This is a genomic window from Saccharothrix stipae (assembly GCF_054781895.1).
The window spans coordinates 825,685-851,465 of record NZ_BAAGTN010000007.1; the positions used below are offsets into that span (position 1 = coordinate 825,685).

The 25,781-nt window shown below is 73.4% G+C and carries 22 protein-coding genes; 16 read left to right on the forward strand and 6 right to left on the reverse strand.

Annotated elements, in window-relative coordinates; all coding sequences use genetic code 11:
• Nucleotides 1-115: 115 nt before the first annotated feature.
• On the reverse strand, nucleotides 116-745 hold the full coding sequence (locus ACYVLT_RS16395) for a LysE family translocator (RefSeq protein WP_461121040.1): 630 nt from the start codon (nucleotides 743-745) through the stop codon (nucleotides 116-118).
• A 64-nt stretch (nucleotides 746-809) separates the two neighbouring features.
• On the opposite strand from ACYVLT_RS16395, the gene ACYVLT_RS16400 reads away from it, so the two are divergent.
• From ACYVLT_RS16400 to ACYVLT_RS16420, 5 genes are all read left to right on the forward strand, one after another.
• Entirely contained in the window at nucleotides 810-1,472 is a 663-nt protein-coding gene (locus ACYVLT_RS16400; RefSeq protein WP_461121041.1) for a DUF6939 family protein, read from the forward strand.
• A 9-nt stretch (nucleotides 1,473-1,481) separates the two neighbouring features.
• Complete coding sequence (locus tag ACYVLT_RS16405; RefSeq protein ID WP_461121042.1) at nucleotides 1,482-2,687, forward strand: ROK family transcriptional regulator; 1,206 nt, start codon at nucleotides 1,482-1,484, stop codon at nucleotides 2,685-2,687.
• Nucleotides 2,688-2,921: 234 nt separating this feature from the next.
• Nucleotides 2,922-4,103, forward strand: a complete 1,182-nt coding sequence (locus ACYVLT_RS16410; protein WP_461121043.1) for an ROK family protein — start codon at nucleotides 2,922-2,924, stop codon at nucleotides 4,101-4,103.
• Between the two features lie 99 nt (nucleotides 4,104-4,202).
• A complete protein-coding gene (locus tag ACYVLT_RS16415) occupies nucleotides 4,203-5,360 on the forward strand; it encodes a Gfo/Idh/MocA family protein (RefSeq protein ID WP_461121044.1) in 1,158 nt (385 codons plus the stop codon).
• Nucleotides 5,357-6,361, forward strand: coding sequence for a sugar phosphate isomerase/epimerase family protein (locus ACYVLT_RS16420; protein ID WP_461121045.1), 1,005 nt, complete (start codon nucleotides 5,357-5,359; stop codon nucleotides 6,359-6,361). Before ACYVLT_RS16415 ends, ACYVLT_RS16420 begins: the two co-directional genes overlap by 4 nt.
• 102 nt (nucleotides 6,362-6,463) lie before the next feature.
• Here ACYVLT_RS16420 and ACYVLT_RS16425 read toward each other — a convergent pair whose 3' ends face one another.
• Nucleotides 6,464-7,633, reverse strand: a complete 1,170-nt coding sequence (locus ACYVLT_RS16425; protein ID WP_461121046.1) for a cytochrome P450 — start codon at nucleotides 7,631-7,633, stop codon at nucleotides 6,464-6,466.
• A 62-nt stretch (nucleotides 7,634-7,695) separates the two neighbouring features.
• Between ACYVLT_RS16425 and ACYVLT_RS16430 the strand changes: the two genes are divergently transcribed.
• The 4 genes from ACYVLT_RS16430 to ACYVLT_RS16445 all read left to right on the forward strand — a co-directional run bounded on the left by ACYVLT_RS16430 (nucleotide 7,696) and on the right by ACYVLT_RS16445 (nucleotide 12,463).
• Entirely contained in the window at nucleotides 7,696-8,994 is a 1,299-nt protein-coding gene (locus tag ACYVLT_RS16430) for a CoA transferase (protein WP_461121047.1), read from the forward strand.
• Nucleotides 8,995-9,002: 8 nt separating this feature from the next.
• The gene (locus ACYVLT_RS16435; protein ID WP_461121048.1) at nucleotides 9,003-10,019 is read left to right on the forward strand and encodes a hypothetical protein; all 1,017 of its coding nucleotides are present in this window, start codon (nucleotides 9,003-9,005) and stop codon (nucleotides 10,017-10,019) included.
• A 262-nt stretch (nucleotides 10,020-10,281) separates the two neighbouring features.
• Complete coding sequence (locus tag ACYVLT_RS16440) at nucleotides 10,282-11,937, forward strand: serine/threonine-protein kinase (protein ID WP_461121049.1); 1,656 nt, start codon at nucleotides 10,282-10,284, stop codon at nucleotides 11,935-11,937.
• 1 nt (nucleotide 11,938) lies between these two features.
• Entirely contained in the window at nucleotides 11,939-12,463 is a 525-nt protein-coding gene (locus tag ACYVLT_RS16445; protein ID WP_461121050.1) for a GNAT family N-acetyltransferase, read from the forward strand.
• 10 nt (nucleotides 12,464-12,473) lie between these two features.
• Here ACYVLT_RS16445 and ACYVLT_RS16450 read toward each other — a convergent pair whose 3' ends face one another.
• Nucleotides 12,474-13,415, reverse strand: a complete 942-nt coding sequence (locus ACYVLT_RS16450) for a GNAT family N-acetyltransferase (protein WP_461121051.1) — start codon at nucleotides 13,413-13,415, stop codon at nucleotides 12,474-12,476.
• 66 nt (nucleotides 13,416-13,481) lie between these two features.
• Here ACYVLT_RS16450 and ACYVLT_RS16455 point away from each other — a divergent pair, with 66 nt between their 5' ends.
• Genes ACYVLT_RS16455 through ACYVLT_RS16470 form a run of 4 tightly spaced genes read left to right on the forward strand, consistent with a single transcriptional unit; the run spans nucleotide 13,482 to nucleotide 19,182 of the window.
• Nucleotides 13,482-15,698: a M20/M25/M40 family metallo-hydrolase gene (locus ACYVLT_RS16455; RefSeq protein ID WP_461121052.1), complete on the forward strand. Its 2,217-nt coding sequence runs from the start codon at nucleotides 13,482-13,484 to the stop codon at nucleotides 15,696-15,698.
• 60 nt (nucleotides 15,699-15,758) lie between these two features.
• Entirely contained in the window at nucleotides 15,759-16,691 is a 933-nt protein-coding gene (locus ACYVLT_RS16460) for a hypothetical protein (RefSeq protein WP_461121053.1), read from the forward strand.
• Nucleotides 16,688-17,953: an AAA family ATPase gene (locus ACYVLT_RS16465; protein WP_461121054.1), complete on the forward strand. Its 1,266-nt coding sequence runs from the start codon at nucleotides 16,688-16,690 to the stop codon at nucleotides 17,951-17,953. Before ACYVLT_RS16460 ends, ACYVLT_RS16465 begins: the two co-directional genes overlap by 4 nt.
• Entirely contained in the window at nucleotides 17,950-19,182 is a 1,233-nt protein-coding gene (locus tag ACYVLT_RS16470; RefSeq protein WP_461121055.1) for a pentapeptide repeat-containing protein, read from the forward strand. The genes ACYVLT_RS16465 and ACYVLT_RS16470 overlap by 4 nt, the downstream gene beginning before the upstream one ends.
• 118 nt (nucleotides 19,183-19,300) lie before the next feature.
• Here the strand turns inward: ACYVLT_RS16470 and manD are convergent, their stop codons facing one another.
• Nucleotides 19,301-20,530 carry a D-mannonate dehydratase ManD gene (manD, locus tag ACYVLT_RS16475; RefSeq protein WP_461121056.1) on the reverse strand — a complete coding sequence of 410 codons (1,230 nt, stop codon included), beginning with the start codon at nucleotides 20,528-20,530 and terminating at the stop codon, nucleotides 19,301-19,303.
• The gene (locus ACYVLT_RS16480) at nucleotides 20,527-22,500 is read right to left on the reverse strand and encodes a cellulase family glycosylhydrolase (RefSeq protein WP_461121057.1); all 1,974 of its coding nucleotides are present in this window, start codon (nucleotides 22,498-22,500) and stop codon (nucleotides 20,527-20,529) included. Before ACYVLT_RS16480 ends, manD begins: the two co-directional genes overlap by 4 nt.
• 70 nt (nucleotides 22,501-22,570) lie before the next feature.
• Here ACYVLT_RS16480 and ACYVLT_RS16485 point away from each other — a divergent pair, with 70 nt between their 5' ends.
• The gene (locus ACYVLT_RS16485) at nucleotides 22,571-23,614 is read left to right on the forward strand and encodes a LacI family DNA-binding transcriptional regulator (protein ID WP_461121058.1); all 1,044 of its coding nucleotides are present in this window, start codon (nucleotides 22,571-22,573) and stop codon (nucleotides 23,612-23,614) included.
• Between the two features lie 10 nt (nucleotides 23,615-23,624).
• A complete protein-coding gene (locus tag ACYVLT_RS16490; RefSeq protein WP_461121059.1) occupies nucleotides 23,625-24,497 on the forward strand; it encodes an NAD-dependent protein deacetylase in 873 nt (290 codons plus the stop codon).
• On the opposite strand, the gene ACYVLT_RS16495 is transcribed toward ACYVLT_RS16490, so the two are convergent.
• Nucleotides 24,494-25,117: an SAM-dependent methyltransferase gene (locus tag ACYVLT_RS16495; RefSeq protein WP_461121060.1), complete on the reverse strand. Its 624-nt coding sequence runs from the start codon at nucleotides 25,115-25,117 to the stop codon at nucleotides 24,494-24,496. The genes ACYVLT_RS16490 and ACYVLT_RS16495 overlap by 4 nt on opposite strands.
• A 162-nt stretch (nucleotides 25,118-25,279) precedes the next feature.
• On the opposite strand from ACYVLT_RS16495, the gene ACYVLT_RS16500 reads away from it, so the two are divergent.
• Nucleotides 25,280-25,774 carry a SigE family RNA polymerase sigma factor gene (locus ACYVLT_RS16500; RefSeq protein WP_461121061.1) on the forward strand — a complete coding sequence of 165 codons (495 nt, stop codon included), beginning with the start codon at nucleotides 25,280-25,282 and terminating at the stop codon, nucleotides 25,772-25,774.
• Nucleotides 25,775-25,781: the final 7 nt, after the last annotated feature.

Sequence of the window (25,781 nt, forward strand, 5' to 3'; positions counted from 1 at the left end):
CCCGGAAGCCGGAACCGCTCGTCCACCGAGGTCGTGGCCACCGCGACGGTAGACCAGCTGCGTCGCCACCGGTCCAGGGCGACGACCTTCGCCCGTGGCGCGCGTCTTCCCGTGGTCAGCGCTCGACGGCCAGCCGGACGCCCAGCCCGATGAACACGCCGCCGGTCGCGACGTCGATCCGGCGGCGGGCCGCGTGCCTGCGCCGCAGCCAGCCGCCGATGCGACCGGCCAGCACGCCGACCGCGCCGTCCACCACGAACTCCAGCGCGATCAGGATGGCGCCCAGGATCGCGAACTGGAGCCAGACCCGACCGAGGTCAGGGTTGATGAACTGCGGCAGGAAGGCGATCGTGAAGGTGACCATCTTCGGGTTGAGCAGGTTGGTCGCCACCCCGGTCAGGTAGGCGCGGCGGCCGGACATGCCACCGGTCACCGGCTCGCCGACCACGGCCCGCCCGCGGTGGCGGATGGCCTGCACGCCGAGGTAGACGAGGTAGGCGGCGCCGATCGTGCGGACCACGGTGAACGCGACCGGCACCGCGGCGAACAACGCGGCCAGGCCCGCGGCGGCCACGACGACGTGGATGGCCTCGCTCGTCGCCACGCCCGCGGTGGCCAGCAGGCCGGCGCGCGGGCCGCCGCGCATCCCGCACCCGAGGACGAACAACATGTCCGGCCCGGGTGTGATCATCGCGACGATCGTGGTCAGGGTGAACAACACGAGCAGCTGCTGGTCGATCGGCATGCCGCGATGCAACCACCCGCCGGGTCGACCCGCGCGCGAATTCCCGAGGACCGGAACGTCCGGCGTGGATGTGGTGTTCGCGCTGGTGTTCCGCGCGCCGATCGCCTGCTCGACCTTCCGGCGGCCGGGGTTGTCGGACCCCTTTGGCACCATCGCGGTGTCGAAGAGGGGAGTGGACGTGGCGGTGCACGTGGCGAGCAGGCGGCGGGGTGCCGCGTGGCTCGCGAGGACGCATCCGGGGGCGTCGGTGGTGGACGTGACGTCGAAGGGGCCCGAGCCGTGGGTGCGGTTGAGCCCGTTCTACCCGCACGGGGGCATACCGGTGCCGTTCACACCGGGCGTGACGGCGCAGTCGGTGGAAGGCGTCTGGCAGGCGTTGAAGGTCTTCGAGGGCGCGGACGTCGACGCGGCCAAGCTCGACGTGCGGACCATGGCCGGCCTCAAGCGCACGGTCCGGCGCTTCGGTCCGGTGCGCGGCCACCGCGAGGGGTTGACCGGCGATCGCCTCCTGTCCTACGAACAGGCGCGGCGCGCGATCTACCTGCCCACCTACCGCTGGGTGCTGGAGCACCGGGCGGCGGCGGAGGTGGCCGCCCTCGCGGAGTTGAGCGGAGCGGGTGACGTGGTGCTGCTCGACTACACGACGAACGGCGACGTGGCGGAGCTGAGGACGCCGCTGTCCCACGCCGCCCTGATCGCCGCGCACCTGGAGGAGCGCCGGCCGTAAATTGGTGCCATGAGCAGCGCGACGGGCGGCGGCCAGCAGCCGCGGGTGGTCTCCGGCAGGCAGTCGGAGCTGCTGGCCCTGCTCCGCGACGAGGGCGCGATGTCCCGGGTGGCCCTGGGCGAACGGTTGGCACTGCCCCGCGCCAAGCTGACCGCGGAACTCGCCCGGCTGATCGACGTCGGCCTGGTCCAGGTCGGCGGACCGGCGGCGAGCCGGGGCGGGCGGCGGTCGACGCTGGTCCACCTGGCCGACGACCTGCGCGTGCTCGGCGTCGACGTGGGCGCGACGTCGGTGACGGTCGCGGTCACGGACGGCCGCTGCGAGGTGCTGGAGAGCCGCAGCGAGGACTGCGACGTCCGCAGCGGTCCGGCGCAGGTGCTGAGCCGGGTCGCCGAGCTGGCCGACGTCGTCTACGCCAAGGCGTCGGGCCGGCTCATCGGCGCGGGCATCGGGTTGCCCGGTCCGGTGAGCTTCCGCGACGGCATGCCGGTCGCACCGCCGATCATGCCCGGCTGGGACCGCTACCCCGTGCGCGACGAGCTGGCCGGCCGCTGGGGCTGCCCGGTGACGGTGGACAACGACGTGAACGCCATGGCGCTGGGCGAGCGCCACGCGGGCGTGGCCCGGTCGCTGGAAGACCTGATCTTCGTGAAGGTCGGCACCGGCATCGGCTGCGGGATAGTCCTCGGTGGACGGGTCTACCGTGGCGTGGCGGGCACCGCGGGCGACATCGGGCACATCCGGCTGGACGACTTCGGCCCGGCCTGCGCGTGCGGCGAGGTCGGCTGCCTGGAGGCCTACTTCGGCGGCTCGGCGCTGGCCCGTGACGCCACCACGTTGGCGCGCAGCGGGCGTTCGGTCGCCCTGGCCACCGCCCTGCACGACAAGGGCGCGCTCACCGCCGCGGACGTCGGCACCGCCGCCGCGGCGGGCGACTTCGCCGCGGCCAACCTGGTGCGCGAGGGCGGCCGGCGGCTGGGGCACGTGGTCGCGTCGCTGGTCAGCTTCCTCAACCCGGGCATGGTCGTCATCGGCGGCGGCGTGTCGGGGCTGGGCCACTCGCTGCTGGCCGAGGTGCGCAGCGCCGTCTACCGCCGTTCGCTGCCGCTGGCCACGGGCAACCTGCCCATCGTGCTGTCGGAGCTCGGCGACCTGGCGGGCGTGACGGGCGCGGCCTGGTCCGCGACCGACCGCGCGTTCTCCCCGGCCGGCTGACCTCCGGCGCCCGCGCGATCGAGGACCCACGCGCACGTCCTTCGTGTTCGCGAAAGCAATCGCACGGCGTACCCTTCCGTCAAACCGAGGCCGACTTTTGCAACGAGAACACAAAAGTCGGCCCAAGTTCTTGTCAGATCACGCCGCCTACTGCCAGGATCTGCCGCAACCCACCCCGGAGCGTGAGCTGGCCGAACCTCGTTCGATCGAACGACCCACGAAGTCGGAGACTCGATGCAGGCGCAGACCGAAGGCAGGCGCGAGGCCAACCTCGCCCTCCTCCTGCGCACCCTCCGCGGCCGGGGCGCGCTGTCCCGCGCCCAGCTGGCAGCCTGGTCGGGCCTGTCCAAGGCCACCGTCTCCCCGCTCCTGGCGAACCTCGAACAACGCGGCCTGACCGAACGCGCGGGCACCGGGGCCACCCGGGGCAGGCCCGGCGAGCTGGTCCGGCTGCGCACCGGCGCGGCGTGCGGGATCGGCCTGGACGTCCACCCCGGCCACCTCGGCGCGACCGTCACGGACCTGACCGGCGAGGTGCTCGTGCGCCGGCAGACCAGTTGCGACACCAGCGCACCCGAGCACGCCCTGGACCGGCTCGCCGACCTGACCCGCAAGGCCCTCGCCGACGTGCCGGGAGCGAGCTGGACGGGCATCACGGTCGCCATCCCGGGCCGGGCCGACCTGGCGGCCGGCACCGCGTCCGCCGCGTGCCTGCGCTGGCGCGAGGTGGCCGTGGTGGACGGTCTGGCCGCGCGGACCGGCCTGCCCGTCGGCGGGTTCGACGTCGACAACGAGGCCAACCTCGCCGCCTACGCCGAACACGAAGCCGACCCGGTCGACCACCTCGTCTACCTCAACGGCGACCACAACGTGACGGCGGGCGTGATCGCCAACGGCGTCCTGGTGCGCGGCGCGGACAACCACGCGGGCGAGGTGGGCCACCTGGTGCTCGACCCCTTCGGCAGCACCTACTGCGCGTGCGGCCGGCGCGGCTGCTGGGGGACGCAGGTGGGGCTGGACGCGTTCCTGCACGCCTGCGCGCCGCGGCACGACCAGGTGCACGACCCGGAGTTGGCACCGGGCGAACGCATGTCCATCCTGCGTTCCCGCGCCGAACGCGGCGACGCGCGCACCCTAGACGCGCTGCACCGCACGGCCGCGGCGCTGGCGTCGGGCATCTCGGTCCTCGCCGCCCTGCTCGACCCGCAGAAGGTCGTGCTCGGCGGCTACTTCGCCGCGTTGCAGGACTGGCTGCTCCCGCCGCCGGACCGGGCGAGGACCCGGGTCACCGCCTCCACGCTCGGGTTCACCGCCGGTGGCAAGGGCGCGGCGCTGGCCGCGCTGCGCCGCGTGCTGCACGACCCGACCGTCGTGCCGGTGCGGGACCACCGTCCGGGCGAAGGGGCCCCGGCATGACCCTGCCCGACCCTGCTCGGGATGACGGACACCGGTGACCACCTCCCCGGTGCGCGCGCTCGACCAGGTTCGGCCCGACACCGCTGCGAAAGGCTGTTGATGACGGAAGAGATCGGCGTGGGCATGGTCGGCCACGCGTTCATGGGCGCGGTGCACTCGCACGCCTGGCGCAGCGTCCACCGGTTCTTCGACGTGCCCCTGACGCCCCGGCTGGCCGTCCTCGGCGGACGTGACGCGGTGCGCACCAAGGATGCGGCGACCAAGTACGGCTGGGCCGCGGTCGAGACCGACTGGCGCGCGCTGGTCGCCCGGGACGACGTCGACCTCGTCGACATCTGCACCCCCGGCGACACGCACGCCGAGATCGCGCTCGCCGCGCTCGCCGCCGGCAAGCACGTGCTGTGCGAGAAGCCCCTGGCCAACACGGTCGCCGAAGCCGAGGCGATGGCCGCCGCCGCGGCGGATGCGGCCCGCCGCGGTGTGCGGTCGATGGTCGCGTTCAACTACCGGCGGGTGCCCGCGATCGCGCTGGCCCGCAGGCTGGTCGAGGAAGGCCGGATCGGCCAGGTCCGGCACGTGCGCGCGGTGTACCTGCAGGACTGGCTGTCCGACCCGGAGTCGCCGATGACGTGGCGGCTGCGGCGGGAGCAGGCCGGTTCGGGCGCCCTCGGCGACCTCGGCGCGCACATCGTGGACGCCGCCCAGTACGTCACCGGCGACCTGATCACCGGCGTCAGCGCCACCACCGAGACGTTCGTCCACTCGCGGCCCGACGGCGACGGGCGCGGCGAGGTGACCGTGGACGACGCGGCCGTGTTCCTGGCCCGCTTCTCGTCCGGCGCGCTGGGCACGTTCGAGGCGACCCGGTACGCGTTGGGGCGCAAGAACTCGATGCGGCTGGAGGTCAACGGCACCCGCGGCAGCCTGGCGTTCGACTTCGAGTCGATGAACGAGCTGTCGGTGTTCTCGGCCGACGACGGCTCGGCGGCCGGGTTCCGCCGGATCCTGGTCACCGAGGCCGACCACCCGTACATGGGCGTGTGGTGGCCGCCGGGGCACCTGATCGGCTACGAGCACACGTTCACGCACGAGGCGGCGGACTTCCTGAGGGCCATCGGCGGCTCGGCCGAATCCCCGGCCGGCTGGGACCCGGCGCCGAGCTTCGCCGACGGCCTGCGCGTGCAGCGGGTGCTGGCGGCGGTCGAGGACAGCGCTGCCCGGCAGTCCACCTGGACCACGATTGGAGACCTGCGATGAGCCGACCGGTCACGCTGTTCACCGGCCAGTGGGCCGACCTGCCGTTCGAGGAGGTGTGCCGGCTCGCCTCCGGGTGGGGCTACGACGGGCTGGAGATCGCCTGCGGCGGTGACCACTTCGAGGTGGACAAGGCGTTGGCGGACGACGACTACGTGCCGGCCAAGCGCGCGATGCTCGAGCGGTACGGGCTGGACGTGTGGACGATCTCCAACCACCTGGTCGGGCAGGCGGTGTGCGACGACCCGATCGACTTCCGGCACCAGGCGATCCTGCCCGCCCGGATCTGGGGCGACGGCTCGCCGGAGGGCGTGCGGCAGCGTGCCGCCGCGGAGATGGCGGACACCGCTCGTGCCGCGGCACGCTTGGGCGTGGACACCGTCGTCGGGTTCACCGGTTCCTCCATCTGGAAGTACGTGGCGATGTTCCCGCCCGTGCCGCAGGCCGTGATCGACGAGGGGTACGCCGACTTCGCCCGGCGGTGGAACCCGATCCTGGACGTGTTCGACGAGGTGGGGGTGCGGTTCGCGCACGAGGTGCACCCGTCGGAGATCGCCTACGACTACTGGACCACGCGCAAGGCGCTGGAGGCGGTCGGCAACCGGCCCGCGTTCGGCCTCAACTGGGACCCGTCGCACTTCGTCTGGCAGGACCTGGACCCGGTCGGGTTCATCCTGGACTTCGCCGACCGGATCTACCACGTGGACTGCAAGGACACGAAGAAGCGGTTCGACGGGCGCAACGGTCGGCTGGGGTCGCACCTGGCGTGGGCCGACCCGCGGCGCGGGTGGGACTTCGTGTCCACCGGGCACGGCGACGTGCCGTGGGAGGAGTCGTTCCGGGCGTTGAACGCGATCAAGTACACCGGGCCGATCTCGGTGGAGTGGGAGGACGCCGGGATGGACCGGTTGCGCGGTGCGGAGGAAGCGGTCGGCTTCATCCGGCGGCACCTGTTCGACCCGCCCGCCGCGTCGTTCGACGCCGCGTTCGGCACGGGGGAGTGACGGCCCGGCGCCCGCGGGCCGACCCGCGGGCGCCGGCGCCACCCGTCACGGCAGGTCGCCCGGCTCAGCGGGCACGCGGTGGCGGGATCCGCGGTGGCGGGATCACCAGGTGACCGGGAGCGACCGGAGGCCGTAGATCGGCGCGTCGAACCTGAACTCGACCTGCTCGAACGGCACGGCCAGGTGGAGGTCGGGCAGCTCGGCCACCAACGCACCCAGCGCGACGCGCATCTCCAAGCGCGCCAACAGGTGGCCGATGCACTGGTGCACACCGCTGCCGAACGCGAGGTGCGTGCGCGCGTCCCGGCGCAGGTCGAGGCGGTCCGGCTCGGGGAACGCCGCCGGGTCGCGGTTCGCCGCGAACAGGGACGCGATCACGCCCTCGCCCGCACCGAGCACCGACCCGCCGACCGCCGCCTCACCCGCCACCGCCCGCACCACGCCGTGGTGCACGGGGCTGAGGTAGCGCAACAGCTCCTCCACCGCGTTCTCCACCAACGAGGGCTCGGCGACCAGCGCCTCCCACCGCGTCCGGTCCCGCTGCAACGCCAGCACCGACAACGCGATGGAGTTCGCGGTCGTCTCGTGCCCGCCGACGAGCAGCAGCACGGTCATCCCGACGGCCTCCTCGTCGCTCAGCCCCGGCTCCCGCACCAAGCGGCTGATCAGGTCGTCGCGCGGCACCTCGCGACGCGCGCGGACCAGGTGGGCCAGGTACTCGTGCAGCTCCTCCAACGCCGCCCGCACCCGCTCCGCCGACAACGACCGGTCGAGGTGGGCGCGGCTCCGGGTCGAGAAGAACTCCTGGTCCGCCACCGGCACCCCGAGGAACAGGCAGATCACGTCCGACGGCACGGGCAGCGCGAACGCCGTCACCAGGTCGGCCGGCCGCGGCCCCGACCGCATGGCCGCCAACCGCTCCCGCGTGATCCGCTCCACCTCCGGCCGCAGGGCGTTCATCCGCCGCACGGTGAACTCGCCGGTCAGCATCCGCCGGTACCGGGTGTGCTCGGGCGGGTCGGTGACCAGGAAGCTGCCCGGCGCCGCCTTGCGGTCCACCACCGGCCGCAACTGCGGGAACCCCGGCGTGCTCGGGTCCGACGAGAACCGGCCGTGATCGCGCAGCACGGCCCGCACGTCGTCGTACCGGGTCACCAGGTGCGCCTGCTGACCGTGCCGCAACGACACCGGGCACACCGGCGCCCGCGACCGCAACGACGCGAACTCCGCCGGCGGGTCGAACCCGGGACGACGCGCGATCGGGTAGTCCATGGTGATCGACCTTATAGCCGCCGACCACCACCAACGGCCGCCGCGAGCAGCACACTGCCCGGGTGGACCCCGTGACAGCGCACGCCTGGTCGGCACTCGGCGGCCGACCCGACCTGACCGTCGACTACACCCCCGCCGGCGACGTGCTGAGCGCACGCCTCCCCGTGCGGGACATGGCGCGCGCCACCGTGGGCGCGTGCGCGCTGGCGGCGGCCGAGCTGTCCGCCGTGCGCAACAACACCGCCATCCCACCCGTGACGGTGCACGAAGCGGCCGTGGCCACGGCGTTCACCAGCGAACGCCACCTCCGGATCGACGGGCGCCCCGGTGCCACGTTCGCGCCGCTGTCCGGGTTCTGGTGCACCGCCGACGGCTGGGTGCGCACCCACGCCAACTACCCGCACCACCGCGACGCGCTGCTGGCGGCCCTGCGCGTGGCCGACGACCGCACCGCCCTGGCCCGCGAGCTGGCCACCCGCCGAGCCGCGGAGGTCCAGGAGACCGTCTACGCCGCGGGCGGCCTGGCCGTCGCGGTGGCCACCGAACCCGATCAGACCCGACGCCCCCTGGTCGAGACGCGCGCCACCGAGGCCCGCAAACGCGTCCTCCCACCGTCCTCACGTCCGGCCGAGGGTGTCCGCGTCCTCGACCTGACCAGGGTCATCGCCGGTCCGGTCGCCACCCGCACCCTGGCGTTCCTCGGCGCCGACGTCCTCCGCGTCGACTCACCGCACCTGCCCGAGGACCGCGACGCACACGCGGACACCGGCTTGGGCAAGCGCTCCACCCTCCTCGACCTCGCCGACCGCCACGACCGGCGGGCGTTCGACGACCTCCTCGACCGCGCCGACGTCGTGGTCACCGGCTACCGGCCCGGCGCGCTCGACCGCCACGGCCTGGCGCCCGAAGCCCTGCACGCCGCACGTCCCGACCTGGTGATCGCCCAGCTCTCCGCGTGGGGCCACACCGGCGAGCGGGCGGGCCTGCGCGGGTTCGACAGCCTCGTCCAGGCCGCCACCGGCATCGCGGCCGTCGAGAGCACCGACGGCACACCGGGCGTCCTGCCCGCGCAGGCCCTCGACCACGGCACCGGCTACCTGCTCGCCGCCGCCGTCCTGCGCGCCCTCGCCGGACCAGGGGGCCGGCACGTCCGGCTGTCGCTGGCCGGCACCGCGTCCTGGCTGCTGCACGACGTCGAACCCTCGCCGACCCGCGGCGCCTACGACCCCGGACCGTGGCTGGTCGAGACCCCCTCGCCCTACGGCACGCTCCGCCACGCCCGCCCGCCGCTGACCGACCGGGGCACGTGGGACCACCCGCCGACGGTGTGGGGCACCGACGTCCCGCGCTGGCGGGCATGATCGACGGCATGGGCAGACCCCCGGCACCGGTGTTGGACTGGGCGTTCGCGCGGCGGTGGCGCGAGCCGGCCGCTCACCGCAACGGCCGCATCCTGATCGCGAACCTGACCTGGCTGGTCGCACTCGTGCTCGCGCTCGCCGCGGACGGCTCGGACGCCGACGCCCCGATCCCGCGCGGCGTGCGCTACCTCGTCGTGCTCGCCACCCCGTTCGTGCTGTTCGCCCGGCCGCGGCTGGGCTGCGTGGTCGCGATCACCTCGGTGGTGCTGCTGGGCGTGGCCGGTGAACCGCCGTCGGTCGTCATCCCGTTCGCGGTGAACGGCGCGTTCTGCGCCTACTCCCTGGCACGGTTCCTGATCGGCCCACGACGGCAGCGCCGGACGTTCGCCGAACTGGCCGCACCGGTGACGATCACCCTGCCGGACGACGACCCGGTTTACCGCCGGGCACCGCGACTGCGCTCGGGCCTGATCGGGTTGTCGCTGGTGGCGTGCGTGGCGCTGGCGACGTGGGCCTGGCGCGGCGACCACCCGACGCTCTGGCTGGTGGTGGGCGTGATCGGGTTCGTCGCCGCGGTCCAGGGCGCACGCCAGGCCGCCGCCCGGCTCGCCGCCCGCCGGCTCCTGTCGGGACCCCGACCGGCCGCGCGGGTGGTGGTCCGCGTCGAACCCGGTCTGCGGCTGGTCCTGCACACCGCCGACCGGTACCGCCAACGGGTGGCCTGGCTGCCGTTCGACGGCATCGTCCACCGGTCGGCGGACGAGGACGCGCTCGACGTCCTCGCGGCCACCGCGGCCATCACGGCCACCGGCGAGGGCACGGCCGCCGACGGGCCACCGAGCGGGTTCTTCCCCGCCACCGTCGTCGGCGACCTGCGGGTGGGCGGGTACGTCGCCGTCGTCACCGACCACGGCGTGCTGCTGCCCGACGGCCCGGTGCGCGCCCTGTTCGACGACGACCCGGTGGAGGTGCCGGCCGGGCTGGTCGACGGTCGCCGGTGGTCAGGCCTGACGCGCCCCTCCTAGCCGCTCGACCTCGGCGGCCTCCCGCCGGGCCGTGATCACGGTGACGGGGGAGCACAACCGGCACCGTTCCCGATCAGTCCACAAAGGACTCTGCCGGTCCGCGGGCGCGGTACCGCGAAGTGGCGCGCAGCTCACCTGGGCGGCCCCCGCGTGGTGAAGGGACAAACCACCAGTGGAAGTGTTACGACTGAAACGCACGTTCGAGAGGTAACCCGATCGGGTACCCCCGTCGCCGGACGTGCGCGCGACGTTGGGAGCACGGGTGGCGGAGGACCGCACTATCGCAGGCCGGTATCGGCTGACCGAGCGGATCGGCACGGGTGGGATGGGGGTGGTGTGGCGGGCCGAGGACCAGCGGTTGCGCCGCATCGTCGCGGTCAAGGAACTGCTGTCCCGCAGCGGGTTCGACCAGGAGTCGATCGACCGCGCGATCCGCGAGGGGCGCATCGCGGCCCGGTTGACGCACCCCAACGTGATCGCCCTGTACGACGTGGTCGAGCAGGACGGCCACCCGTGGCTGATCATGGAGTACCTCCCGTCGCGCAGCCTGGCCACGGTGATGGCCGAACGCGGCACCCTGCCGCCCGAAGAGGTGGCCCGGCTGGGCGTGCAGCTGGCGTCCGGGCTGGCCGCCGCGCACACGGCCGGCGTCATGCACCGGGACGTGAAGCCCGGCAACGTGCTGGTCACCGAGTTCGGCACGGTCAAGGTCACCGACTTCGGCACCTCGCGCGCGGCCGACGAGGTGACCGTCACCGCGTCCGGGATGCTCGTCGGCACGCCCGCCTACCTGGCGCCGGAGGTGGCGCGCGGCGGCAAGGGCGAGTTCCCGGCCGACGTGTTCGCGTTGGGCGCGACCCTGTACGCGGCGCTGGAGGGCACGCCGCCGTTCGGCGTGGACGGCAACACCATCGCCCTGCTGCACCGGGTCGCCGACGGCCGGTTCCCGCCGCCGCGCAACGCCGGGCCGCTGGCGCCGGTGCTGATGCGCCTGCTCGACTCGAACCCGGAGACCCGCCCGACCATGGCCGACGCGGCGGAGATGCTGCGCACCGTGCGGTTCGACGGGACACCGTCCCCGGTCCCGGCGCCCCCGCCGACGCCGACCGCGATCCTGGCCTCGCCCCTGGAACCCGTGCCGGAACCCGATCCCGTGCCCGATCAGGCAGCCAAGCCCGCCGAGCCCGGGCCCGTCGCGCCCGCGCCCGTCGCCGCCGTGCCCGTCGCCGCCGCGGCCGCCGACCAGGTCGAGCCCGAGCCGGCGCCGTCCCGACCCACGCCCCCGCCCGCGCGCCCCGTGCCGCCGCCACCCGTCCCGGCCGACGCCGGCCCGCCCGCCGAGGGGAAACGAGGCGACCGCAAGGCGCTCGTCGCGCTCGCGGTGGTGGCGCTGATCGCCGTCGCCGCCGTGGTGTACCTGCTCAACCGGGGTGAGCGCGACTCACCGTCGGCCGGGTCGACCACAACCACCACCGAGGCCGCCGCCCAGCCGACGTCGGACACCGCCGCGGCGAACCCGCCCGCCCAGACGAGCGCGGAGGACCAGCCCACGACGACGACCACCACGCAGCCGGAGCCGACGACCGCCCCGAGTTCGGACCCACCACCCGCAGAGATCGGCCCGGACCAGGCGTTGAGCGACTACTACGGCCTGCTGCCGGGCAACCTCGAAACCGCCTACGGTCGCCTCACCGACCGGTTCAAGGCCACCAGGTCGCCGAGCTTCGGCGACTACCAGGCCTGGTGGGGTCGGATGAGCGCGGTGAACGTCACCAACGTGCGCGCGGTCGGGCCGGATCAGGTGGCGGCGACGGTCTCGTACACCTTCAAGTCCGGCGGGACCCAGACCGAGCAGCACGTCTACACGCTGGTCAAGGTCGACGGGAAGTGGGCCATCGACGTGCAGAGCGGCGCCTAGCGTGGGGCGCACGACGATCCGCCGCGCGGTGCCGGATGACGCCGAGGGCATCGCGCGCGTGCACACGACCACCTGGCAGACGGCCTACCGGGGCGTGCTGCCGGACGGGTTCCTGGCCGCGTTGAGCTGGGAACGGCGGGCCGAGGGGTGGCGTCGCGCGCTCGTCGAGGCCCCCGCGGGCGGTGACGTGGTCCTGGTCGCGACCGGCCCGGAGGCCGGTGAGGTCGTCGGGTTCACCTCGACCGGGCCGGCACGCGACGAAGACCTGCGACAACTGGACTTCGTCGAGCTGCACGCCATCTACGTGGAGCCGACGGCGTGGGGGAGCGGCGTCGGGCAGGACCTGCTCGACGCGTCGTTGGCCGACGTCACCGCGCCGGGCGTGATGCTGTGGGTGCTGGAGGCCAACCCGAGGGCGCGTCGGTTCTACGAGCGCGCCGGTTTCGCGCCGGACGGCGTCACGCGCACCGAGGCCATCGGCGACCGCGACGTGGTCGAACTGCGCTACGTGAAGCGCCTCCCGTGAGGGCGGCCGGTCAGGCGAACCGGCCGCGCCAGACGTCGATCACCAGCACCGGTCGCATCCCCACCGACTCGTAGAGGCCGAGCGCGGGCGTCGGGTTGTTCGAGTCGACGTGCAGGACCGTGCCCACCCGGCCGGCGGACGCGTCGAGGTGGAACGCGTGCCCCAGCAGGTGCTTCGCCACCCCTCGACCCCGCGCGTCGGCCGACACGCCCAGGTGGCCCACGTACCCGCAGCCCTCGTCGGCGAACTGGTCGGTGCACTCCAGGAACCCGACCGGCCGCCCGTCCAGCTCCGCCAGCCACAGCCCCGACCAGTCGAAGATCGACCTGCGCTCCAGCTTCTCGTGCCACTCCTCGTAGGTCTTCGGCACGAACCCGAACTGCCCGGCGAACGACGCGTTCCACACCTCGTGCACGGCCCGCCGCACGTCCGGGTCGACGCCCTGCCGCAGCACCAGCCCGGGCACCGCGGCCGGCGGCGGCACGTCGCCGACGTGGTCGATCCGCATCCGGTGGAACGTGGTCGCGACCTCGAACCCCAGCGCCGCGACCCGCGCCCGCAACGCCACGTCGTCGCGGTAGACGCCCTGGTCGGCGGTGATCTTGTCGTGCCCGTTCGCGCGCCCGATCTCGCGGGCCCGGTCCAGCACCCTGGTGAACAGCCAGTCGGCCACCACCGGATCGGCCGACACCACGTCCACGTCGACCTGGTCGCTGCCGCTCTTGCCGTCCGCCGTCGCGTACCCGACCGGCGCGCCCGCCGCGTCGAGCACCAGCCACGCGTCGCGCTCCAGGTCGAAGCCGGGCCGGGTCAGCTCGTCCCGCATGTCCTCCAGCGTGTAGTCGGCGAACCCGATGACCGCCGTGGTGTAGGCGTGCACCAGGCCGAGGATCAGCTCGGCGTCCTCGGGCCGTGGCGGCCGGACGGTGCGACCGGCGGGAAGGGCGTCCATGGCGGACATCGTGCGCCGCCGTTCGGGCGTCTGTCGATCGCGTTTCCACCGGGTTAGGGTCTGCCGGTGATCGAGGGCGTCCGGCGGGTGTTGGTCCTGCTCACCGTCATCGCCGGGGTGGGCGTCCTGGCGGTGCTGGCGTTCCGGCCGCCCACGCCCGCGGCCGACGCCCCACCCGGCGAGTTCGCCGCCGGACGCGCCGAGCAGCACCTGAGGGCCGTCGCCCGACGACCGCACCCGATCGGGTCGGCGGACAACGAGCGGGTCCGCGGCTACCTCGCCGACACCGCCCGCGACCTCGGCGCCGAGGTCGCGGTCGAGTCCGACGACGTGGTCCGGCCGTGGCGGGGCGTGGTCCGGGTGGCCACCGCGCACAACGTCGTGGCACGCGTGCGCGGCACGGACCCGTCGGTGAGCGGCGGCAAGGCGTTGCTGCTGGTCGCGCACTACGACTCGGTGCCGACCGGTCCGGGTGCGGCGGACGACGGCGCGGCGGTCGCGGCGATGCTGGAGACGTTGCGCGCGCTGACCACCGGCGGTGTGCGCAACGACGTGGTGTTCCTGTTCACCGACGGCGAGGAGGCCGGGACGCTCGGCGCGGAGGCGTTCGTGCGGCGCCACGGCGTCGATGAAGTCGGCGCGGTGCTGAACTGGGAGGCGCGGGGCAGCGGCGGACCGGTGTGGATGTTCCAGACCGGCTCCGACAACGCGCCGTTCGTGTCGGCGTTCGGCGAGGCGAGCAGCAGGCCCATCGCGAACTCGCTCGCCTACGAGGTGTACCGGCGGATGCCGAACTACAGCGACTTCACCGTGTTCCAGGAGGCGGGCGCGCGCGGGTTGAACAGCGCGTTCATCGAGCACGTGCACGACTACCACTCGCCTTACGACGACGTGGAGCGGCTGGACCGGGGCAGCCTCCAGCACCACGGGGAGACGATGGTCGGCCTGGTGCGGACCCTGGGCGACCGCGACCTGCGGGCCGGTGCGGGCGACGTCGTCTACTTCGACCTGTTCTCGCGGGTGTTGGTGCACTACCCGACGTGGCTCGCGGTGGTGCTCGCCGCGATGACGGTGGCCGCCTTGGTGTTGCTGCTGGTCCTGGCTGTCCGAAGTGGACGTCTGCGGTGGCGCGGGGTGGTCGCGGTGGCCGGGGTCGCGGTCGGCGCGGTGGTCGTGGCCGGTGCGCTGTCGTACGCGGCGTGGGCGCTGGTGGCGGCGTTGCGACCGGGGTTGGGGTTCCTGGCGTTGTCCGAGCCGCACGAACGGGGTTGGTTCGTCGCCGGGTTCTCCGTGCTGGGGTCGGCGGTGCTGGTCGCGGCGGCACGGGTGGTGCGGCGGTGGTCGTCGGCCGAGGTGGTCGCCGGGGTGCTGCTGCTGACGGCCGTGCTGCTGGTGGCGGCGACGGCGGTGGTGCCCGGCGCCGGGTTCCTGTTCCAGTGGACGTTGCTGCTCGGCCTGCCCGCCCTGTGGACGACCCGGCTCGCGTTCCTCCCGCCGCTGGTGGCCGCGGCGATCTTCCCGCCGCTGGTCGGCACCATGCTGGTGGCGCTCGGCATGCCGTTGAGCGCGGTCGGGGTGGTGTTCGCGATGGTGGCGGGCGTGTTGCTGCTGCCGTTGCTCGGTGCGCTGCCGCGGCTCGGCGTGACGGTGGCCGGGGTGGCGGCGGTGGCGGTGGTGTTGCTCGCGGTGGGGGTCGTGCGGTTCGGGTTCGCGCCGGACGAGCCGCGCCCGGACTCGCTCATCTACCTCCAGGACGGCGCAACGGGCCGGGCGAGCTGGCTCTCCGCCGACCCCGCGCCCGACGAGTGGACCTCGCGGGTGCTGGGGGAGCACCCGGAACGGGTGACGTCGACCGAGGTGCACCCGACGGCGGACGAGCCGATGATGCGCGCCGACGCGCCCGACCTGGACCTCCCCGCGCCCACGGTGACCCTGTTGACCTCGACCGATGCCTCCACGCGGACGGTGACGTTCCGCGTCACGCCGACCGCGCGGGCGTGGCGGACGCACGTGACGCTGTCGGACCGGGGCCTGCGCGGCTGCCGCCTCGGCTCGACGGACCTCCCCGGCCCGATCCTGGAGCTGTACGGCCCGATCAGCCGTGAGTTCACCTGCGACCTCGACCCCGGCACCCCGCTGGAGGTCGGCGTGGCCGACCACTGGGCCGGACTGCCCGCCGAGGCGGCGGCCCTGGTCGGCCCGCGCCCACCCGACACCATGCCGGTCCAGTCCGGCAACCGCCTCTACGACGCCGCCGTCGTGCGTGCCGCGTTCCGGCTCTGACCGCCGTCGCGCGTCGGCGGTAACCTTGGTCATCCGCCAGCGAAGAGGACGGCTCACGACGTGGCACCCGGGCGACCGCTCAACCCGTTCGCGTTGCCGGGCTGGGACTCGACGCCGCTGCGCCCGCTGCGCCCCTGGCAGCGCCCCGTGCACCGCGAGTACTACGTCGACCTCGCGAACATGGAGGCGGCGTACACCGAGTTCCAGATCGAGCTCTCGGACCTATCCGGCGTGCTGGAGGACGGCAGGCTCGTGCTCGTCACGGGAGCACCCGGCACCGGTAAGACGGCGCTGATCAACCGCTGCGTGGACTGGACCGCCAAGGTGGCGGGCGACCGCGGGCTCCGCAGCGTCATCGTGGACCTGTCCGGCAGCCTGCCCGAAGACCTCGAACTGTCCCTGGAGGACCGCGCCTCGCAGGTGTCCGACCACCTCTTCGGCCTCCTGGTCGACGAAGAGGCGCTGAGACCCGCCGCCGAAGCGCAGCTCGCCCGGGATCGCGACGTCGCGCGGCGGTTCCTGCCCCGGTTGGGCAACGCGCTGCACCCCGAGGTGCTCCTCCAGGTCCTGCTGCCGAGCCCGAACGAGCTGGTGGACGAGGTCATCCGCTATGCGAGGGTGTTCAGCAGCCCCAAGGTGCTCTACTACACGGAGTCCTCGTACCTCGAGCCGGACGACGTCGCGGACATTGTCAGGCGGCTGGAGACGTGGGTGCCGCCGGTGACGCTCAGCCTCCAGCCGCTCGGCCCCGGCGACGTGGAGCGGTTCGTGCGGGACAGGCTGGCCAGGCATCACGGGGACCGGGTCCTGGGCATCAGCGAGGGCATGCTGGACCTGCTGGCGAGTCTGGCCCAGACGGTCGCCATGCTGCAGCGGATGCTGCACGGCGTCTACGAGGAAAGATCGCGTTCCGGCCTCCAGGAAGGCGATCTGCTCACCGTCGAAGACATGCGCGCCTTCCTCAACGGCAAGCAGAGGCACTCCTTACCATGACCGTCGGCCCGCGTGCACGACGTGCCAACCCGTTCCCGGCCGCGCCGGTGGCGGGCGCTCCCGGGACGTCCGGCACGGGGATCGTGACGGGCGCGATGCGCGAGCTGTCGTCCCTGTTCGCGGAGTACGCGGCGGACCCGTCCGCCGGCGCCGTCGCGGTGGTGACCGGTGATGTCGGCGCCGGCAAGACCCACGTGGCCAACCACGTGTCCGACGAAGCCCGCGCCGCCCTGCCCGAGGCGGCGCTGGTGCGGATCGAGGCCGGGACGGACTTCCTGGACCTCTACGACCGCTTCCTGCGCGAACTGGGCGAGCACGGCTTCCGCGCGCAGGTCGACGGCTACTACGTGGACGCCATCAGCCACGTGCTGCGCGACCAGGGTTACCCCGCGGACCTGCTGACCGGGTCGGCCGAGGACCTCAAGCGGCTGGTGAAGCGGATGAGCCTGTCGGCGGTGACGCTGTGGCAGGCGGTGCAGCACCGGGTCCAGGAGGCCACCGGTGACCAGGCCCTCGGCGAGGCCGTCAGGCTGCTCGTCCACCAGGGCTCGGTCGAGCACGTCTGGAAGTGGTTGCGGGGCGCACCACCGGGGGTCAACCTGGAGCGGCTCAACCACGGCACGCGCCTGGTCGACACGGACCGGGAGGCGCTGTCCGCGCTGACCGGGGTCGCCCGGATGTGCGGCGGCCGTGGCCGCGGCTTCATGCTGGTGGTGGACGAGGCCGACCGCCTGTTCTCCGTCGCCGAGCACCACCGGGCGTTCCAGAAGATGATGGAGGACCTCGCCGGGGCGGGCGCGTTCGTCCTGATCTGCGGTGGCTCCGACTTCGTGCACCGGCTGCCCGAGCCGGTGCGCCACCGGATAGCGCACCTGGTCCCCCTGGCGCCGCTGACCGGGACCGAGGCCCACGACCTGGTCGCCGCGATCTTCGCCCGAGCGTTCGGCACCTCCGGGGTGGCGCCGTTCACCCGGTCGGCCGTGACGCGCATGCACGCCGCCGCCGAGGGCAACCCGCGGCACTTCCTGCGGTTGTGCCACCTCTTGTTCCGCGCCGTCGACTTCGAAGCGCGAACCGCGGACGACGACATCAGCGCCACCGACGCCATGGTCGACCGGGTGCTCCTGCACCCCCTGCTGATCGGCGACACCGATCGGGTGGTCGCGCGGGAGGACGGGCACGACCCCCTTGAGGAGCGCCTGGCCGGCATCGAGCGCCGGTTGGCCCTCGTGCTCGACCTGCTCGCCGGAGGTCGGGGATGACGTACGGGACGGACCCGCCGGCGCCGCGCCCCCGCGTGCACCTCAGACCGCTGCGCTGGTGGTGGGTCGCGGCCGCGGCGGGCTGCGTCGTGCTCTCGGGCGCCCTGGTCGGCTGGTGGCTCTGGCCCGACCTCGCCGGCCTGACCGACGTCGAACGCGAGCGGGCGCGGACGGAGGCCGTGCGCACCGGCCTGACCACCGCCGCCGGCGCGGGCGCCGCGCTGGCGCTCCTGCTGGCCGTGCGCAGGCAGCGGGCGCTGGAAGTGGCCCTCGACCTCCAAGAAGAGGACCTGCGGAAGAAGGACCGGGACCTCGCGCAGAAGGAGGAGGCCAACGCCAGGACGTGGCACGACGCCGAGGAGCGCAGGGTCACCGAGCTCTACACCAAGGCCGCGGACCAACTCGGCTCGGACCGGGCGCCGGTCCGGCTGGCGGGGATGTACGCGCTGGAGCGCCTCGCCCAGGGCAACCGGTCGCAGCGGCAGACCATCGTCAACGTCCTCTGCGCCTACCTGCGGATGCCGTTCCAAGGCGAGTACGCGGGCGCGGACACCGCCGAACGGGAACGGCACCGGCAGGAGCGACTCGTCCGGTCGACCGCCCTGGAGATCGTCCTGTCGCACCTGAGACCGCGACCGGGCCACGAGTTCTGGCCGGACGTCGACCTCGACCTGAGCGGGGCCGAGCTGTTCGAGCTGGACGTGACCGACTGCGAGGTGCGGTCCGCCGACTTCCGCCGGGCGACCTTCCACGGCGACGTGATCATCATGGACTCGACCTTCGCCGGTGGCGTCGACTTCTCCGGGGCGCGCTTCGAGGGAAGTCTGCGGTGCATCGGCGGGCGCTTCGGGGCGCGGGTCGCCTTCGGCTCGGCGACCTTCGCCGGGGAGGTGACCTGTGGCCTCGTGGACCTCCGCGCGGGCGTCGACTTCTCCGGGGCCCGGTTCGCCGACTCCGCGAGGTTCCTCACCTTGAGCTTCCCGAGTCCGACGTCCTTCCACGACAGCAGGTTCGACGCCGAGTTCGCGCTGAGCGACGTGGTGTTCGAGAACGACGCGCCGTTCACGGGCGCCGTGTTCGCCGGTGCGATCACCGTCGAGGAGGTCAAGGCGCGGATCTACGGCCCGCCGCGCACGAACCCGGACGGCACCGCGCAGGGCTGGCCGCCGGGGTGCGTCGCGCGATCACCCGAGCCCGGGGCGTGGAGCCGCATCGAGCACAGCGGCTGATCGCCCCTCCGCCCCCATCGTCGGCAGACGGTGCGGGAGCGGAGGGTCCTGGGTGGGCGGTTCGGGGCGACGGTCCGGAGTGGACGGCCCTGGATGGGCGGTCCGAGGGGTGGATCGCTCACCAGTCGTGCAGGGTGCCGTCCGCCAGTCGGTTCACCGGCAGGTAGGCGGCGCGGTAGGGGAACCGGCCGGCGGCCGCCACGTCCAGTTCCACACCCAGCCCCGGCGCGTCGGACGGGTGCAGCAGGCCGTCGGCGAACGCGTACGACGTGCGGAACACCTCCAACGTCGCCGCGGTGTGCGGCATGTACTCCTGGATGCCGAAGTTGTGCACCGCCAGGTCGAGGTGCAGCGCGGCGGCCATGCCGACCGGCGAGATGTCCGTCGGCCCGTGCATCCCGGACTTGACCCCGTACACCGCGGCGAAGTCCAGCACCTTCTTCAACGCCGTCACCCCACCGGTGTGGGTGACCGCCGAACGCACGTAGTCGATCAACCGCTCGCTCAGCAACGTGGTGTAGTCGTGGATCGAGTTGAACACCTCGCCGATCGCCAACGGCGTGGTGGTGTGCTGCCGGATGAGCCGCAGCGCCGCCTGGTCCTCGCCGGGCGTGGCGTCCTCCAGCCAGAACAGGTCGTAGGGCTCCAACGCCTTGCCCAGCCGCGCCGCCTCGATCGGGGTCATCCGGTGGTGGCCGTCGTGCAGCAGCGGCAGCGACGGCCCGAACTCCGACCGCACCGCCTCGAACACCGAGGGCACGTGCCGGAGGTAGGCGCGGGTGTCCCAGCTCTCCTCCACCGGCAACGCCGTGGGCCGCGCCGGTTCGTAGTCGTACCGGTCACCGCCGCCGGCCGCCGACGCCGCCACCCCGTACACGGTGGCCAGCCCCGGGATGCCGGTCTGCACCCGGATCGCCCGGAACCCCAGCTCCAGGTGCGACCGGATCGAGTCGAACAACTCCGGCAGGTCACGCCCGGACGCGTGCCCGTACGCCAGCGCCCCGACCCGGCACGCGCCGCCCAGCAACTGGTACAGCGGCATCCCCGCAGCGCGCGCTTTGATGTCCCACAGAGCCGTGTCGACGGCGGCGATCGCGGCCATCGTCACCGGGCCGCGCCGCCAGTACGCGCCCCGGTACAGGTACTGCCAGGTGTCCTCGATCGCCGACGCGTCGCGCCCGATCAGCAGCGGCACGACGTGCTCCCGCAGGTACGCCTCCACCGCCAGCTCACGGCCGTTGAGCGTCGCGTCGCCCAGACCGGTGATCCCGTCCTCGGTGGTGATCCGCAGCGTGACGAAGTTCCGCCCCGGGCAGGTCACCACGACATCCGCTGCCGCGATCTTCACGCGTTCCTCCGCACTTCCGCCACGACCACGCCGTAAGCGTCCAACGCCACCGAGTCCGACGGCGAGCCGGCCAACGTCACCAACGACCCGTCCGCCACCACCGGGTTCACCACGACGGGTGACGCGTGCTGGCTCACGAACCACGCGAACACCCTCCCGTCGGACGAGTGCTCCATCAGTCCCGTCATCACCAGCGGATCGTCGACCCGCACGCGCGGCGGCACACCGGCCCAGGAGGCCAGCGCCGCGTACAGCCGCCACGTCGGCTCGGGGTTCACCCGCGGCGTCCTCGCGGCCATGTGCTCCAACGGGTACGTGCACAGCACCATCCACCCGTCGCCGACCCGGTGCCGCAGCAACGCGGGCCGACCGTGCCCGTCCACCGCGACGACCTCGGCGCCACCGGACCCACCGGCCGCGTCGGGCACCACCGGCAGGTACGCCCGCGAGTTCTCCGTGCCGCCGACCCGGAACACCAGCTCCTCGCCCGCGCCGATGCCCCCGAAGTCCTGCCGGAACACCATCCGCACCGAGTCGTCCTCGATCGGGTCGACCAACCCGTACCGCAGCTGCTTCACCACGCCGAACGTCTCGTCCAGCTTCGGCCACCACGGCCCGCGCTGGGTCCGGTGCTCACCGACGAAGTACGACGCGTACACCACGGCGCCCGCCGAAGCGCGCTCCACCAACGTCCGCCACGTCGGCGCGGTGAGCTGCTTGACCGACGGCACCAGGTACAGCGCGCAGTCGTCCGGCACGCCGTCCAGCTCGCGCACCACGCCCACGGGCAGGTCCGCTTCGCGTGCCGCGATGTAGGCCTGCCGCGAGTTGTCCGCCACGCACGTCGCGTCCTCGGGTTGGGTGAACGGGTACCGCGCCTCCAGGAACGACGACACCAGCAACGCGATCCGCGTGTCCGGCCGCCGCAACCGGGCGAAGTCGGTGCGCCGCAACACCTCCGTGAACGCGTGCACCTCCCGCAGCTGCTGCTTCGGCCGGCCGGCGGAGTCGGTCAACCCGAAGTGCATCTCGAACGGGTGGTGCCGGTACGGCTCCTGGTCGGCCAGGTCGTCGTAGTCGGTGTTGTTCCACGGTATCCAGCCCGTCGCGCCCGCGAGCAGCGTCGTGTGCAGGACCTGCCGGTAGTAGTGCGCGGCGTGCTCCTCGGAGACGTAGTCGGACGTCACGCCGAACTCCTCCAGGACCACCGGTTTGCCGCCGATGTCGAGCAGTTCGCAGACGAACGCCGCACCCAGGTGCAGCCGCAGCTGGTCGTCCTCCATCCGGTACACGTGCGGACCGTGGAAGTCGATCAGCGGCGTCAGGTCGCGGACCCGGAAGCCGTTGTCCAGCCCGGTGACCTCGACGCCCCACGCGCCGTCGCCGATCGACACCGGCTGCGTCGCGCCCGCGGCCCGGACCTCGCCGATCAACGCCGCCGCCCACGCCGTCACCGCGGCCGCGTCGAGCGTGCCGATGCCCCGCGACCGCCAGTCGGCGTAGATCGGGATCTCATTGCTCAGCAGCCACCCGGCCACCGCCTGGTGGTCCTTCCAGCGGCCGGTCAGCTCGCGGACGTACCAGCGCTGCCGGTCCAGGAACGACTCGTCGGTGAACACGTCCCGGCCACCGCGCCACGCCGGGTCCCAGTTCTGGCCGGACATGTGCCCCACGACGAACGTCGGGATGGTCCGCATGCCCAGCGCGCGGTGCCGGTCGAGGAAGTCGTCGTACCTGGCCAGCAGCACCTCGTCCAGGCTGTCCTCGGTCGGCATGAAGTCCGGCCAGTAGCAGAAGCTGCGGGTCAGGCCGATGCCGTGGTCGCGCATGGTGCGCAACTCCTCGTCCACCACCGAGGGGTCGTAGTCGCGCCACATCAACGGGCCGCCGGTGCGGGACCAGTAGTTGACCCCCACCCAGACCATGGGAGCGCCGTCGGGGCCGATGAGCTTGGCGGAGTTGCGCTGCATGGTCACAGGTATATCGTTTAACCACCTGCTCTGTCGAGGTGCAGCGGCCTTTGGGTGTAACGTTCTCCGGGTGGTGGGACGGGCACAGGGCAAGCCGACGATCGCCGACGTGGCGGCTCTCGCCGGGGTGTCGGTGGCGGCGGTGTCCAAGGCCGTGAACGGCAAGGGGGGCATCTCCGCGCCCACCCGTGAACGCATCCTGACCGCCGCGCGCAAGCTCCGGTGGTCCCCGTCCGCCGCCGCCGTGGCCCTGCGCGGCGCGAAGACCAGGGCCATCGGCATGGTCGCCATGCGCTCGCCGGACCTGCTCAGCGCCGACCCGCACTTCACCTTGCTGATCTCCGGCATCGAGAGCGAGCTGTCACCCCTGGGGTACGGCCTGCTGCTGCACATCGTCGGCGAGGAGCCGAGCGCGGAGGAGGCCGCCTACCGCAGGCTGGCCGACGAACGCCGGGTCGACGGGGTCGTGCTCACCGAGAGCCGGATCGGCGACACCCGGTTCGAGCTGCTGCGGACCCTCGACGTGCGGACCGTGCTGATCGGCACGCCGTGGCGCGAAGACCCGGTGCCCTCGGTGCAGGCGACCGGGCCGGCCCGCGGGATCCGCGCGGCCGTGGCACACCTCGTGGCGCTCGGGCACCGGCGCATCGCCTACGTCTCCGGCCCCGAGGACCGGGTGCACACGCTCTACCGGCGACGTGTGTTCGAGGACGCGTTGGCGGCGCACGACCTCGCCCCCAGCCACTCGGTCGTGTCCGACTTCACCGCGGCCGGCGCGGTCGCCGCGATCGGCGGGCTGCTCGGGGACCGCCGGCGCCCCACCGCCGTGCTGTTCGCCAACGACTCGATGGCCGTGGCCGGGATGAGCGCGGCCCGCCGGCTCGGCGTGGACGTGCCCGGCGAGCTGTCCGTGATCGGCCACGACGACCTGCCGCTCGGCGAACTGGTGTACCCGCAGCTCACCACCGTGCGCCAGGACCTGGTCGGCCTCGGCCGGGCGGCGGCCCGCGTGCTGCTCGCGTCCCTGGAGGAGGTCGAGGACGCGTCGGTGACCGTCCGCCCGCCGGAACTGGTGGTCCGCGAGTCCACGGGTCCGCCGCCCGCCCGCACGTAAAGTGGACGGCATGCGCACACGGCCGACGTTGAGCTGGACGCCGACCGGTGCGCCGTTGCCGCGCACGACCAGCCTGGACGAGGTCGTGCGGGTGGTCGCCGACGGGCGGGTGCTGGTGCTCAGCGGCGCAGGCCTGTCCACCGAGTCCGGCATCCCGGACTACCGCGGCGCGTCGGGCAGCCTGCGCAGGCACACCCCGATGACCTACGACGAGTTCGTCGGCAGCGTCGAGGGCAGGCGCCGGTACTGGGCGCGCAGCCACCTCGGCTGGCGGACCATCGCCCGCGCCGCGCCCAACGCCGGCCACCACGCCGTGGCCGAGCTGCACGCCCGCGGCCACCTGTCCGGTGTGATCACGCAGAACGTCGACGGCCTGCACCAGGCCGCCCGCACGCCCGACGTGGTGGAGCTGCACGGCAGCCTGGACCGGGTCGTCTGCCTGGACTGCGGCGCGGCCGGCCCCCGCGAGGACCTGGACCGCCGGTTCCGCGCGGCCAACCCCGCGTTCGAGGCCACCGCGACCAGGGTCAACCCGGACGGCGACGTCGACCTGCCCGAGCCCGAGGTGCGGTCGTTCCGGCTGGTCGGGTGCGCCGACTGCGGCACGGGCGTGCTCAAACCGGACGTGGTGTTCTTCGGCGAGAACGTGCCCCGGTCACGCGTTGAGCAGTGCTACCGGCTGGTCGACTCCGCCGACGCGCTGCTCGTGCTCGGCTCCTCGCTGACCGTCATGTCCGGCCTGCGCTTCGTCCGCCGCGCCGCCGCCGCGGGCAAGCCCGTGCTGATCGTCAACCAGGGCGAGACCAGGGGCGACCCCCACGCGACCGTGCGCGTCGACCTGCCCCTGGGCCACGCCCTGACGTCCCTGCTCGACCGCCTCTAACTCCTCTTCAGGCGCAGCACGACGTCCGCTCGGGTGCCGTGCTCGCCCTCCGGGCCGGTGATCTCGCGCTCGACCGCTTCGTCCACCTCCACCACCCACTCCGGGCCGAGTCGGAGCGCGGCCAGCACGTCGGCGTTGGTCGGGAACCGGTAGTCGACCGGCGGGTTGTCGGCCAGCCACGTCGGCCAGCCGGCGTGGCCCACGACCAGCAGCACCCCGCCGGGCGCGACCGCCTCGGCCGCCCGCGCCAGGATGCCCTCCCGCTCGCCCTCCGGCGCCACCGACGAGTGCAGGAACTGCGCCGAGACCAGGTCGAACGTCCCGGTCGGGAACGAGCGGCCCAGGTCGTGCCGCTGCCAGTCGACGCGCGCGGCCAGGCCGAGCTCGGTGGCCCGGGCCGCGCCTCTGGCCAGGGCGACGGTGGACACGTCCACCGCGGTCACCAACCAGCCCTGACCGGCCAGCCACAACGCGTCACCACCCTCGCCGCAGCCCAGGTCCAGGGCGGTGCCCGGGGTCAGGTGCGCCACCTCCCGCACCAGCAGCTCGTTGGCCTTGCCGGTCCACACCTGGTCCCGGTCGCGGTAGAACGTCTCCCAGTACTCCTCTGCGGTCTCCATGCGTCGATAGTGCGGACCACCCGGACCGGACGGCAAACAAAGTTGCCGCTCCGGCAACTCGGCGGCCAAGCGCCCCGGCGGGTGCGATCTGAGGCCAGGTGCAACCCGCCGGGGCACAAGTGCGTAGATGGGGTGACCGCAGGACATCGGGGGAGGCGACGGGTGGGGCGCGACGACGAGTTCTCCCGGTTCTTCGCGAGCCGGTTCGACCAGGCTCGACGCACGGCGTACGCGCTGTGCGGTGACTGGCTGGAGGCGGAGGAGATCGCGCAGGCGGCGTTCGTCCGCATGTACGCCGCCTGGCCGAAGGTGCGGCGGGAGAGTGCGGAGGCGTACCTGCACACCATCGTGACCAGGCTGTTCCTCGACACCCGGCGCCGGGGCAGGGGGCGCGAGCGGGCCGTGCCCTCCCCGCCGGAGTCGGCGGTGCCCGCCGACACCTCCAGCGACGAGCGGCAACCGCTGCTGGCCGCGTTGCGGCACGTCCCGCCGCGGCAGCGCGCCGTGCTGGTGCTGCGGTACGTGCACGACCTGTCGGTGGAGCAGGTGGCGGAGTCGCTGCGGTGCTCGACCGGCACGGTGAAGAGCCAGACCGCCCGCGGCCTGCAGACGCTCCGCGAGGCCTACCGCGGCACGGTCGCCCCAGAGACTGCGTGATGGAGAG